This window comes from Microcoleus sp. CAWBG58, from assembly GCF_020883045.1.
In the GTDB taxonomy this organism is placed as follows: Bacteria; Cyanobacteriota; Cyanobacteriia; order Cyanobacteriales; family Microcoleaceae; genus Microcoleus.
This window is the reverse complement of sequence record NZ_JAHRFA010000055.1, coordinates 1-12,600: the sequence shown is the minus strand read 5'-3', so window position 1 is coordinate 12,600 and position 12,600 is coordinate 1. Positions and strand designations below refer to the sequence as shown.

The window sequence follows — 12,600 nt, the reverse complement described above, 5'->3', positions numbered from 1 at the left end:
TTAAATATTAATCATGACTAACAGCGAGCCAAACCCACAAACAGCTTCGGCAGAAAGCCTATCTAGCGAAAGCGCGATCGCCTCCGAGCAGGTCGAACAAGCCACAGCAGTGAGCTATGCCGAAGAAATTGAAACTGTGATTGCCAGCATGGCCGTAGACCAAAAAGTGATGGTCGGTCAAAATGAAGCTGGCGGACATCTTTGGAAATTCAAGTACGGCAGCGTTGAAGTGTTCGTGCAACTCACGGGCGAAACCGAAAATGATACTTTGACTGTTTGGGCCTTTGTGCTTCAGTTGCCGGCAAAGAATGAAGCTAAATTAATGCGGAAACTGCTAGAAATGAATTGGCTGGCTACTTTAGAATCTCATTTTGCGATCGTTGACAACCAAGTTGCCGTAATATCAACTCGGACGATCGCCGAAATCTCTGCTGGGGAAATGTCACGCGCTATTACTATTGTAGCCACCATCGCCGATGACAACGATGACTTGCTGCAAGCAGAATTTGGTAATTAGGGCTTGCTGAATAAAAGTAGAAAGCTTACCAGACAAGGGGTTTAAGCTTTTTTTGCTTGAATGAGTGCAAGTTATAGGATTATAGAGGCTCAAAACCCTTGCAATGAAAGTTGTTAATTTCTGGCGAAATTTGGGAATGCCAGCAATAAACCTACTATTTTTTAAGCTGTGTAGTCTCGTTTTTCCACTACGTACACTTTTTCAGCAAGCCCTAATTAGTCATTAGTCATTAGTCATTAGTCATTAGCGCGAGCGTCCCCGCTCGCGAACGTTATCAGTCATTAGTCATTAGTCATCACTGCGAGCGTCCCTGCTCGCGAACGTTATTAGTCATTGGTAATTTGAACCAACTGTCAACTGTCAACTGTCAACTGTCAACTAATATGCAGGCCCTGCGATCCAAGAAATCGCGATTCCCAGCCCCAAACCGACGAACACTTGAAAAGGAGTGTGTCCCAGCAACTCTTTCAGGCGAGCCTCATTAAAGTTGTGGTCTTCCTCAAAAAACTCGTCGATAATTTGGTTGAGGATTTGAGCTTGTTTGCCTGCTGCTTGGCGGACTCCAGCAGCGTCGTACATGACAATAATTGCAAAGATGGCTGCGATCGCAAATTCTGGACTTTCCCATCCCATCGTTTGTCCGACTCCCGCAGCCAAAGCGCCCACAAAAGATGAGTGAGAGCTGGGCATTCCGCCCGTTGTTACCAAATACCGCAGATTAAACTTGCGATTTTTGATTAATTCGATCGGCAATTTAATGACTTGAGCCGACAGACAAGCGATCAAAGCAACTATCAGTACATGATTGTTTAAGATGCCGCTGCAAATTTCCTGCATATTCTTTAGTATTTCTAGTTACTGCGGCTGGTAATAAAATCGGCGATCGCCAATAGCGGTTGGGCTTTACTTCCAAACACTGCCAATTGAGCCTTAGCATCAGCAACAAGCTCTTTGGCTTGGCGCCGAGACTCCTCAATTCCGCACAAACTCGGATAAGTTACCTTTCCGGCTTGAACATCTTTGCCAGCGGTTTTGCCCAATTCTTCTTGAGTAGCAGTAATATCCAGAATGTCATCAATTATCTGGAAAGCCAGCCCAATATTCTTGGCAAAACGAGACAAACGTTGCAAATCCGCAGCAGCAACCCCACCCAGAATTGCCCCACAAACCACACACGCTTCTAAGACTGCGCCAGTTTTGTGAGCATGAATGTAATTCAAAGTTTCTAGAGAAACATTTTTTAATCCTTCTGATTCTAAGTCAACCACCTGACCGCCTACAATTCCACAAGCGCCCGATGCCCGGGCTAAATGACCTATTGTCTGCAACACTTGCTGGGGTGGTACATTCTCAGTTTTAGTGGCAATAAATTCAAAGGCATAGCTCAACAAACCATCGCCAGCCAAAATTGCGATATCTTCGCCGTAGACTTTGTGGTTAGTCAGTTTACCGCGCCGATAGTCGTCATTGTCCATTGCTGGCAAATCATCGTGAATCAGCGACATGGTGTGAATCATTTCCACAGCGCAAGCCGTGGGCATTGCCATTTCGGCAGTACCACCAGCCAATTCGCAACTAGCCAAACAGAGGATGGGGCGCAGCCTCTTGCCACCTGCTAGCAGCGAGTAGCGCATCGCTTCGTAAATTTTCTCTGGGTAGATGACGGGTAGGGCATTATCGAGAGCTACCTCGATCGCCTTTTTTTGTTTGATTAGGTAAGTAGATAAGTCGAAAGTGGATTCTGGTTGGGACGAATCCATTTCTGTTGCTGCAAATATCATCCCTTGCTCTCTTATACTTGGTATTACTTGGGATACTTTGATTTATTCGGGTCGATCAAACCAACTTGGACAGTAGCGATCGCCAGAAATCTAAATTTAATTTAATCATTGTCTGGGTGCGATCGCACAGAAACTTATAATATTGGATTATTTGTTGCATAACTAACAAAGTGGAGGACTAACTCGTGACCTATTCTAGTGATTCCAGAGAAGATGTGAATTCTAATGGGCAGACACTAGCGGAACAGTCGAGCCTGAGTACTCGGGCAGCGAAGCAGTTGGCCACAACCGCCAAGACCGCTCCGCAGATGCAGGGCATCACCTCACGCTGGATCAGCAACCTGCTGCCTTGGGTGCAGCTGCGCGGCGGCTCTTATCGCGTCAACCGCCGCTTGACCTATGCGCTGGGTGATGGTCGCGTCACCTTTACGAACGTCGGGTCAACGATTCGGGTAATTCCCCAGGAGCTGCGCGAGCTGGCCTTTCTGCGCGACTTTGAAGACGAAACCGTCTTGAACGCGTTGGCCGACCGCTTTGTGCAGCAGGAGTTTCAACCCGGTGATGTGCTGGTAGAGAAGGGAACCCCCGCCGACCAGATTGTGCTGATTGCTCACGGCAAAGTGAGCAAGATCGGTACGGGCAAGTATGGCGATGAGGTGGAATTGGGTGTGTTGATCGATGGCGACCACTTTACCTATCAGGCCATTCTCGAATCCGAAGACGTATGGGACTTCACCATCAAGGCGATCACGCGCTGTACGGTCTTGGCGCTGACACAAAGCTCTTTTGAAGAACTGGTCAACTCCTCAGAATCGCTTCAGGCGCACATCGAGGCGTTTGAAGCCCAACCCCCCAAGCCTCACGATCGGCACGGTCAGGCCGCCATCGAGCTGGCCGCTGGCCACAGCGGCGAACCCGTGCTGCCCACGACCTTTGTCGATTACGAAACCTCTCCGCGTGAATATGAGTTGAGCCTGGTACAGACGGTGCTGCGTGTTCACACCCGCGTTGCCGATCTCTACAACGATCCGATGAACCAGATTGCGGAACAACTCAAGCTAACGGTGCACGAGTTGCGCGAGCGCCAGGAGTACGAGTTGGTCAACAACCAAGAGTTCGGTCTGTTGCACAACGCCGACCTGGGCCAGCGCTTCCCCACCCGCAATGGCCCGCCCACGCCAGATGATTTTGATGAGCTGATCACCCGCCGCCGCAATGCGCAGTACATTTTTGCCCACCCGCGTGCCATTGCCGCCTTTGGCCGCGAGTGCAGCAAGCTGGGTCTCTACCCCGACAGCCATGATATGGGGGGCGAACGAGTCATGGCGTGGCGCAACATCCCGATTTTGCCCTGCAACAAGATTCCCATCAGCAACACCCAGACCAGTTCCGTGATCGTTGTCCGTACCGGTGAGGACAATCAGGGCGTGGTGGGTCTTCGACCCGCAGAGTTGCCCGATCAGCACGAGCCGGGGTTGAACGTGCGCTTTATGGGCATCAACGAGAAAGCCATCATCTCCTACCTCGTCAGCAACTACTTCTCTGCTGCCATCCTCGTACCCGATGCCGTCGGCGTACTCGAAGATGTCGAGCTAGGACGCTAGTAAATTCCGGCGGAGATACCTGAACAGTCAACTGTCAGCATCTTCAGCATACACTCATTGAAACACCTATTGACGAGTAACGCATTCTATGACCATGCCTCAAACTATCACTGCCGACAATGTTTTGCGCAGTGAATATCAGAAGTCAGTTGCCAACTATTGGAACCAAGAAAAGAATCCCGTTAATCTGCTGCTCGGCCACGTTGACGGCTATTACCACCACCACTACGGGATCGGCGATGTCGATTGGTCGGTGTTGGAAGCCCCCGAAGGTGAGCGCGACGATCGGATTATTCGCGAGTTGCACCGGCTCGAACACGCCCAGGGGGCGTTCCTGCTCGACCATCTGGGCGACATCAAGCCTGATGACCGCGTGATGGATGGCGGTTCCGGTCGCGGCGGCACCAGCTTCATGGTCAATGAACGCTTTGGTTGTCAGGTCGACGGAGTGTCAATCTCAGAATCTCAGGTCGAGTTTGCCAACGACCAGGCTGCGCAGCGCGGCGTGGCCGACAAGGTCAAGTTCCACTTTCGCAACATGCTCGATACTGGCTTCGAGACGGGAGCCATGCGCAGCATTTGGACGAATGAGACCACCATGTATGTAGATCTGTTCAAGCTGTTCGCCGAGTTTGCACGCCTGTTGCAGGATGGTGGTCGCTACGCATGCATCACGGGTTGCTACAACGACGTTACGGGGGGGCGCTCGCGGGCGGTCAGCCAGATCGATGCGCATTACATCTGTAACATCCATCCGCGCAGTCAATATTTCAAGGCACTGGCGGCGAACAACCTCGTCCCGATTACCGTCACCGACCTGACTCCCCTAACGATTCCCTACTGGGAACTGCGAGCCAAGTCTTCGCTCGTCACCGGGGTCGAGGATTACTTCCTTACGGCATACAAAGAGGGCAGCTTCCACTACCTGCTCATCGTCGCCGATCGTATCATTCGGTAAGGCTTATCCAAAACACAAACCGCACCATGGTGTGGTGCGTAGCGCGCATACCGCACACGCACCACACACCACCACTCTGATACAGGGATAAGACTGTCACGTACCCCCGGCTAAAGCACGGGGGCTTGAATAAGCTCAAGCCATAGGGCGAACTTCAAGACTAAACACGAGACTAGCTAGGTTCTTCGGAACAACTGAAGGTTAAGAGCGCGTGGCAGCGCACCCGACGTTAGAGACACCTCCCTAATCCCTAACCTCTCGGAACCTCAGTAGCGAAGGGAAGTACACATTCAGGCTTACCGCCATGCAATCCGTCCCAGTCATCGATAACAATCAACATCCTTTGATGCCGACCACTGCGGCACGTGCCAAGCGCTGGATTCATTCTGGGAAGGCTACCCCATTCTGGAAGCGCGGTGTCTTCTGCGTTCGCTTGAACGTAGAACCATCATCGCGATTCACTCAACCCATTGCGGTTGGGATCCATCCGGGTTCCAAGCGTGAAGCATTCACGGTCAAGTCTGGGACTTGCACTTATCTCAATATGCAAACTCATGCCGTTGATTGGGTGAAAGATGCAGAAGAAACAAGTACCAATATGCGACGGGCAAGACGATTCCGTAAGACTCCATGTCGCAAACCTCGTCTCAATCGCCAACGAGGCGGACTCCCTCCTAGCACGAAAGCGCGGTGGCAGTGGAAGTTGCGCGTCTGCTCCTGGTTGTCGAAGCTGTTTCCCATCACCGCTTTTGTGGTGGAAGACATCAAAGCGAGAACCTTTAAGAACGGACGCAAGTGGAACGTCATGTTTTCCCCGCTCGAAGTAGGCAAGAAATGGTTCTACTCTGAGCTAGAACGAATTGCTCCCGTTCACCTCCAACAAGGATTTGAGACAAAAGAACTTCGAGATCGACACGGACTGAAGAAATCAAAGCAGAAGCTATCAGACAAATTTGAGGCCCATTGCGTTGATTCTTGGGTGCTAGCGAATTGGTTCACCGAGGGACACGACAAACCGGATAGCACTCGGTTGATTGTGGTCATTCCACTTCGGTTCCATCGCCGTCAGTTGCACCGATTTCAACCGAGTAAGGGCGGGATTCGCTCTCCTTACGGTGGAACGATGTCCGAAGGGTTCAAGCGCGGCGGCATTGCCAAACATCCAAAGTACGGCGTTGTCTATATCGGCGGTGCGTCGAAGGGTGAGAAACTGTAACCAAAATCCTACTCACCTCTCATCATTTCTTCACCCAATGAGGAGGGATTGAATCAGTATATAGCGTGAACAAAAGCGCGATCGAGAGGTAAAAATGCTGTTAGGCTTCAAAACCGAATTGAAATTGAACGATCGGCAGCGCACAATGCTAGCCAAGCATTGTGGAGTAGCGCGTCATGCGTGGAATTGGGGATTGTGGTTGACCAAAAATATACTCGACCACAATAAAACCAACGAGAGTGAAAAGCTCAAATTCCCCACAGCTATTGACTTGCACAAACTGTTAGTAGCAGGAGTGAAATCAAAAAATCCTTGGTACTATGAATGCAGCAAGTCTACACCGCAGATCGCATTAATGGCATTGCGCGAAGCTTGGAAGCGGTGTTTCAACAAAACTGCGGGAGTGCCGAGATTTAAGAAGAAAGGGCAACGCGACAATTTTACTTTAGAAGGAGCTGTCAAAATTATTGAGAATTGTAAAATTCAAGTCCCTAAAATTGGTGTTCTAAAGACATACGAACGACTTCCCCAAGGGAAGCCAAAATCAGTTACGATATCCCGTAAAGCCGATAGATGGTTTATCAGTTTCAGGTTTGACGTAAAACAGCAAGAATCATGCCAAACAAGTATTGTAGGAGTTGACCTCGGTGTTAAGTCATTAGCTACTTTCAGCACAGGTGAAGTGATAGCTGGATCTAAATCCTACAAAAAATATGCAGCCTCATTAAGCAGAATGCAGCGCTTGAATCGCCATAAAGTCATCGGTTCAACCAACGGTCAAAAGGCACAACTCAAAATAGCTAGACTGCATAGAAAAATAGCTAACATCCGTAAAGATACGTTACACAAGTTAACGACATTGCTTGCCAAAAACCACGGTGTAATTGTCATAGAGGACTTGAACGTAAGCGGGATGATGGCGTTGCATAAGTTGGCTGCGTCTTTTGCTGATATGGGTTTCTTTGAGTTTCGCCGCCAGTTAACCTACAAGTGTGAGTTGTATGGTTCAAAACTTGTGGTTGCTGACCGTTGGTTCCCATCAACCAAGACTTGCTCTAATTGTGGAATCAAAAAAGAAACACTTTCCTTGAGTGAGCGAGTGTTTGAATGCGGTCATTGCGGTTTTGTTATTGACCGCGATTTAAACGCAGCGATTAATTTGTCAAAAACCGTCAGTTAGGCGGGGTTAGCCTGTGGACTGGTGAGTGCCGACACCGCCAGGATGAAACAGGAAGTAAGCTTCACAATACTACTGAGTAGAGTTGTCTAGTCATGAGTAGACGTGAGTAGGTCTTATGTAACGGAAAGGTGAGCCTTCATTCTGTGGCAACAGGCAAGCGGTTAACGCAACACGCGAAGCCTTCAGATCCCAAATTTTTATCCTTTAACTCATGGAGAACTGTAAATGCTGCAAATCGGTAGGCAGATAAATCCGCTCGCGTCGCTTTTCCTCCCAGGTCTGAAGACGCTGGGTTTCCAAGCTCCCGGAGGTTCCACATGAAAGATACCAACCTGGATGATACGAGTACCGCATTTTTATTCGGTCCGACTGGCCTCGGTACATCCGCCGCTCGCTTTGTGAGCGAGCTAGCCAAGGCTGCTCGTGCCGGTAACCTGGATTCACGGCCGCTCCAGGCAGACCTCGCCCCGGCGGGGGACCTCGATCCGGCCTATGCAGAGAGATCCTGGGGCGATGGGACTGCCTCGCCACTCTACTGCCCCATTACCGAGCGATTCAACGAGCCGTTGGCGGACGAGGTAGACGATCGGCTGGCGGCCTGGGCACGGTCGTGCGGGTTCGATGAGGACGAGGTGGAGAAGATTCGCAAGGTACGGTTCGGACGGCTGGTTATGCTGGCCCACCCGGACTGCGACGACCCAGATCGGCTGTTGATCGGTGCCAAGCTGAACATGGCCTGGTGGGCCGCCGACGACTACTACGCTGACGACAGCGAGCTCGGTGCGGATCCAATGTTGCTCCCCCCACGTCTCCTCTTGGCGATGACCGCCATGGACCCGCCACCCCCGGCGGGGGAATTTACCCCACCGCTGGAGGAAGCGATAGCCGAAGAGCGCGTGCTGGTGGCCCTCGGTAGGGGCATCGACTATTTGGGTCAGTACGCCACGCCGGAGCAAGTCCAGCGTACCTGTTACGCCACCTTCTCCATGTTCGTCTCTTGGGGGGCCTACGCGGCGTGGCGCTACACTGGCGAGTACCCGCCAGCTTGGAAGTATCTGGCCGCACGCCAGCACGACAGCTTCTACACCTCCATGACGCTAATCGACCCCATCGGAGGGTACGTCCTCCCAGCGGATCTTTTCTTCGAGCCGCGCGTCCGTCACGCAGCGTTCCTAGCCGGGACGGCTGTCGTCCTTGTCAACGATCTTCTTTCGGTCGCCAAAGATCTGGCAGATAAGCAGCCACCAGTCAACATGGTGCTACAGATTGCGGCGGATCGGGGCTGCTCTATTGAAGAGGCGACGGAGATCACCGTCAAGTTTCACAACGACCTGGTTCATGACTTTCGGGAACGCCACCAGAAGCTCCAGGCAGTGCCCAACGTGGAGCTTCAGCGGTTCCTGCGCGGATTGCGGGGGTGGATGGGCGGGGCGTTCGAATGGCACAACAGCAACCCGCGCTACAAGAACAGCAACAGTACCCCGCAGGTAGATTCACAATCATCAACCTAACCATAGAAGCATAAATGGTTCAACGGGATTTCATATGGTTGAATAAACCAGATCGTGTGTACATAGAAATCGAGGTGAAAGATGACCGAAGACTTTAACCCCAATGGGCAGATGCTAGCAGAGCAGTCGAGCTTGAGTACAGATGCGGCGCGCAAGTTAGCCACAACCGCGAAGACTGCTCCGCAGATGCAGGGCATCAGCTCGCGCTGGATCAGCCGCCTGTTGCCCTGGGTGGAGCTGCGCGGCGGCTCCTACCGGGTCAACCAGCGTTTGACCTATGCGCTGGGCGATGGCCGAGTGACCTTTACCAATGTGGGGTCCACCATACGAGCGATCCCGCAAGAGTTGCGCGAAATGGCCCTGTTGCGCGAGTTTGACGAGGAAATGGTGTTGAACACGTTGGCAGATCGCTTTGTGCAGCAGGAGTTTCAACCCGGTGATGTGCTGGTGGAAAAGGGAACCCCCGCCGACCAGATTGTGCTGATTGCCCACGGCAAGGTCAGGAAGATCGGTACGGGCAAGTATGGCGATGAGGTGGAGCTTGCGGTGTTGGGCGATGGCGACCACTTCACCTACCAGGCGATCGTGGAATCCGGCGATCTCTGGGACTTCACCATGAAGGCGGTTACGCGCTGCACGGTGTTGGTGCTGACGCAGCGGGCGTTTGAAGAGGTGGCGGCTTCCTCTGAATCGCTGCAAGCCCACATCGAAGAATTCAAAGCCCGCCCGCCAAAAGCCCAAGATACACACGGTCAGGCCGCCATTGCGTTAGCTGCCGGTCATACAGGCGAACCCGTGCTGCCCACGACCTTTGTCGATTACGAGACCTCTCCACGCGAATACGAGTTGAGCCTGGTGCAGGCGGTGCTGCGTGTCCATACCCGCGTTGCCGATCTCTACAACGAGCCAATGAACCAGATCGAACAACAGCTCAAATTGACTGTACATGAGTTGCGCGAGCGCCAGGAGCACGAATTGGTCAATAATCAAGAGTTCGGCCTGCTGCACAACGCCGACCTCAGCCAACGCTTCCCCACCCGCAACGGCCCGCCTCACCCGGATGACATAGACGAGCTGATCGCCCGGCGGCGCAATTCACAGTACATTTTTGCCCACCCGCGTGCCATCGCCGCCTTTGCGCGTCAGTGCAACAGAATGGGTCTCTACCTGGAAAGTATCGATGTGGGTGGAAACCGCATTCCGGCCTGGCGCGGCATCCCCATCTATCCCTGTGGCAAAATCCCCATCGACAGAAGGACCCAGACCACGTCGATCATCGTCATGCGTACCGGTGAGGACAATCAGGGCGTGGTGGGTCTTCAGCCTGCGGACTTACCGGATCAATATGAGCCAGGGTTGAACGTGCGCTTTATGGGCATCAACGAAAAGGCGATCATCTCCTATCTGGTCAGCAACTACTTCTCTGCCGCTATCCTTGTCCCGGACGCCGTCGGCATTCTCGAGGATGTCGAGATCGGGCGGTAGGAGGTCGGTAGGACAGAACGGTAGAAAAGCAGTAATGACGGCTAAAAAATTAGTTAAGTTCGCGAGTACTGCTCGCGAATAAAAGTTAGGGCTATGAAACTGAATCGCATTACTTTTACCGGAGATTGGCACACCGGCTGTCTCTCCCAAACCCCGTGGAAAGTCTCCGGGCTGGCAAGCTGGGAACAAACGTACTAAAAAAACTCGTTATCCCGTGGTGAAAAAAGGGAAAACACCACACAAAAAACGGACTAAACCAGCCGCTTAATCTCTATTTTTTCTCTGAAAGTTCTTCTTTCTCAGCTTTGAGTTGCATAAGTAGGGTGAAGCGGCGATCGCATTGTCTACATCCCATAGTCCAGAAACTCCATTGCCAGGGACTTTCGTGGGTTACGAACTGTCTCCCCGTGAATATCCGTTAAGCATTGCCCAGACTGTTTTGCGCATCAATAAGCTGTTAGTCATCTGACCTACCGTGTACACACAAGTCAAAGTAAACTAGAAAAAAGATGTGACAGAGGTATAAACCGTGGACAATCCGATACTGATTCACGCAGAACAGAAGGAAGGAACAGCCTTTGGAGACCCAAGGTTGGTAAAAAGGGGGCGGCATTATATGAAGCAATGGGTCAGCATCAATCGGTAAATATTCGTCAAATCAGCCTAAATCGAGCTCAACAAGTAGGATACTATCGTTTTTTGGAGAATGAAAACGTGACCGTATCGGAATTAGTGCAAAGCCTATCGGAGCATTGCCAAAAAAATATAGAAGGACGGCACGTATTAGCCGTCAGTGATAGCAGTGAAATCAATTTGCAGTCCCACTCCGGCCGATTAAAACCCGAACAATTAGGGGTGGTTGGCAACAATACAGATCTGGGTTTTTATATACATCCTACATTAGTTTTGGATGCTGAAAATGGCTTTCCATTAGGGTTAAGCACGGTGCAACTGTGGAGTCGAGATTTAGAACATCAGAATAAGCATGAACGCAATTATCAAAATCTGCCAATAGAGCAAAAAGAATCATACAAATGGTTGGCATCCGCCGAGCGCAGTCAGCGGTGTTTCACTAAGGGTGGTGCCGTGATGGTCACTCACATTGGTGACCGCGAAAGTGACTTATATGAGGAATGGGCGACCGTGCCCGACCAACATAATCACTTATTGGTGCGTGTTCGTCAAGACCGTCGGTTACTGGGACAATCCCAATCGCTTTATACCTATTTAACAAAACAGCCCTGTGAAGGGGTTTGTACTATTAATGTACCAGCAGACCCACGCATTGGTCGGACGGCGAGAGAAGCATTGCTGATGATTCGGTGTGTTAGTGTGAAGATTCGGCGTCCCGATCGCTTGAAGGCACAAGATTATCCACCCAGTATCACTCTTTATGCAGTCGAAGCAATAGAAGTTAATCCTCCGGCAGGGCAAGAGGCGATTCATTGGCGATTACTCACAACTCACAAGGTGGTTTGTTTAGAACAAGCACTACAAGTTATCCAATGGTATCGATGGCGATGGCGCATTGAACAACTTTTTGCCACATTGAAACAAGCAGGATTAAATCTTGAAGCTACACAGTTAGAGTCCGTAGTGGCTATTCAAAAACTCACTGTCTTGGCTTTAGGGGTTGCCGTGCGAACCCTACAAATGGTTGAAGGGCGCGATAATTCTGACTTACCTGTTTCCCTGACTTTCTCTGATGCTCAACAGCAATGCTTGTCTGTGATTGAACCATCTCTTCAAGGGCGCACGAAAAAATTGCAAAACCCCTATCCTCCCACTTCCTTACCTTGGGCTACTTGGCTGATTGCTCGACTTGGGGGTTGGTCTGGTTATCGTTCTCAGAGACCTCCCGGAATGCCTACCCTTGTTCATGGACTTCGACAGTTTGAATCCATCTTTGTGGGATGGAAACTGGCTCAGAATCAACTTGTGTGTACACGGTAGGTCATCTGACGGGGTGACAGGTCGCCCGAAAAGCATACAGGGAGATAACTCTAGACAAATCGCCTCAAAAAAGATAGGGTAAGAAAGCTTCTTACCCAAAAAACAATTAAATGATACCAGAATTATATCATGCCCATTTGTCAGAAAAGCTGACACGTTCTAATTACTTATTGGCAATTTTATTGATTCAAGTAGTGCAATCGATTAAAGAAGTCACGTAAGGATTCAGGTCAAAAAAAATTCAATGGCAGCATCTGGTAAAATAAACAAATGAAAAAGCCCGCACCCCCCAGAGAACAGAAAAAAACCGAAATCGAGCAGTTGAGCCAAGCTGAACTGGTAGAAATGGTACTGGGGCTGCAAAAAATTATTGAAGAATTGCAAGAAAAATTAGC

At 50.8% G+C, this 12,600-nt stretch carries 11 protein-coding genes; 9 read left to right on the top strand and 2 right to left on the bottom strand.

The genetic code is table 11. From position 1 onward, the window contains the following. Window positions 1-13 precede the first annotated feature (13 nt). The gene (locus QZ918_RS22220; protein WP_293145206.1) at window positions 14-517 is read left to right on the top strand and encodes a YbjN domain-containing protein; all 504 of its coding nucleotides are present in this window, start codon (window positions 14-16) and stop codon (window positions 515-517) included. A gap of 378 nt (window positions 518-895) precedes the next feature. Here QZ918_RS22220 and QZ918_RS22215 read toward each other — a convergent pair whose 3' ends face one another. Beyond that, window positions 896-1,354: a divergent PAP2 family protein gene (locus tag QZ918_RS22215; protein ID WP_293145209.1), complete on the bottom strand. Its 459-nt coding sequence runs from the start codon at window positions 1,352-1,354 to the stop codon at window positions 896-898. 14 nt (window positions 1,355-1,368) lie between these two features. Continuing rightward, window positions 1,369-2,277, bottom strand: coding sequence for a geranylgeranyl diphosphate synthase CrtE (crtE, locus tag QZ918_RS22210; RefSeq protein ID WP_293338414.1), 909 nt, complete (start codon window positions 2,275-2,277; stop codon window positions 1,369-1,371). 206 nt (window positions 2,278-2,483) lie between these two features. Here crtE and QZ918_RS22205 point away from each other — a divergent pair, with 206 nt between their 5' ends. From QZ918_RS22205 to QZ918_RS22175, 8 genes are all read left to right on the top strand, one after another. Continuing rightward, entirely contained in the window at window positions 2,484-3,902 is a 1,419-nt protein-coding gene (locus QZ918_RS22205; protein ID WP_293338412.1) for a family 2B encapsulin nanocompartment shell protein, read from the top strand. An 88-nt stretch (window positions 3,903-3,990) separates the two neighbouring features. After that, window positions 3,991-4,860 (top strand): geranyl diphosphate 2-C-methyltransferase, encoded by an 870-nt coding sequence (locus QZ918_RS22200; RefSeq protein WP_293338410.1) that lies wholly within the window; start codon window positions 3,991-3,993, stop codon window positions 4,858-4,860. Between the two features lie 304 nt (window positions 4,861-5,164). After that, window positions 5,165-6,076 carry an RRXRR domain-containing protein gene (locus tag QZ918_RS22195; RefSeq protein ID WP_293338408.1) on the top strand — a complete coding sequence of 304 codons (912 nt, stop codon included), beginning with the start codon at window positions 5,165-5,167 and terminating at the stop codon, window positions 6,074-6,076. Window positions 6,077-6,170: 94 nt separating this feature from the next. Continuing rightward, entirely contained in the window at window positions 6,171-7,256 is a 1,086-nt protein-coding gene (locus QZ918_RS22190; RefSeq protein WP_293338406.1) for an RNA-guided endonuclease InsQ/TnpB family protein, read from the top strand. A gap of 317 nt (window positions 7,257-7,573) precedes the next feature. Next, window positions 7,574-8,767 carry a family 2 encapsulin nanocompartment cargo protein terpene cyclase gene (locus QZ918_RS22185; RefSeq protein WP_293338404.1) on the top strand — a complete coding sequence of 398 codons (1,194 nt, stop codon included), beginning with the start codon at window positions 7,574-7,576 and terminating at the stop codon, window positions 8,765-8,767. Window positions 8,768-8,848: 81 nt separating this feature from the next. After that, window positions 8,849-10,252 carry a family 2B encapsulin nanocompartment shell protein gene (locus tag QZ918_RS22180; protein WP_293338402.1) on the top strand — a complete coding sequence of 468 codons (1,404 nt, stop codon included), beginning with the start codon at window positions 8,849-8,851 and terminating at the stop codon, window positions 10,250-10,252. A 334-nt stretch (window positions 10,253-10,586) separates the two neighbouring features. Continuing rightward, window positions 10,587-10,721 (top strand): hypothetical protein, encoded by a 135-nt coding sequence (locus QZ918_RS33165; RefSeq protein WP_367275412.1) that lies wholly within the window; start codon window positions 10,587-10,589, stop codon window positions 10,719-10,721. Window positions 10,722-10,876: 155 nt separating this feature from the next. Continuing rightward, window positions 10,877-12,205, top strand: a complete 1,329-nt coding sequence (locus tag QZ918_RS22175; RefSeq protein ID WP_293338400.1) for an IS4 family transposase — start codon at window positions 10,877-10,879, stop codon at window positions 12,203-12,205. The last annotated feature ends 395 nt before the right edge of the window (window positions 12,206-12,600 follow it).

Bases quoted from the DNA above. Each gene is read 5' to 3' on its own strand.
- QZ918_RS22220 (WP_293145206.1), top strand. From the start codon at position 14: ATGACTAACAGCGAGCCAAACCCACAAACAGCTTCGGCAGAAAGCCTA.
- QZ918_RS22215 (WP_293145209.1), bottom strand. From the start codon at position 1,354: ATGCAGGAAATTTGCAGCGGCATCTTAAACAATCATGTACTGATAGTT.
- crtE (WP_293338414.1), bottom strand. From the start codon at position 2,277: ATGGATTCGTCCCAACCAGAATCCACTTTCGACTTATCTACTTACCTA.
- QZ918_RS22200 (WP_293338410.1), top strand. From the start codon at position 3,991: ATGACCATGCCTCAAACTATCACTGCCGACAATGTTTTGCGCAGTGAA.
- QZ918_RS22195 (WP_293338408.1), top strand. From the start codon at position 5,165: ATGCAATCCGTCCCAGTCATCGATAACAATCAACATCCTTTGATGCCG.
- QZ918_RS22190 (WP_293338406.1), top strand. From the start codon at position 6,171: ATGCTGTTAGGCTTCAAAACCGAATTGAAATTGAACGATCGGCAGCGC.
- QZ918_RS22185 (WP_293338404.1), top strand. From the start codon at position 7,574: ATGAAAGATACCAACCTGGATGATACGAGTACCGCATTTTTATTCGGT.
- QZ918_RS22180 (WP_293338402.1), top strand. From the start codon at position 8,849: ATGACCGAAGACTTTAACCCCAATGGGCAGATGCTAGCAGAGCAGTCG.
- QZ918_RS22175 (WP_293338400.1), top strand. From the start codon at position 10,877: ATGGGTCAGCATCAATCGGTAAATATTCGTCAAATCAGCCTAAATCGA.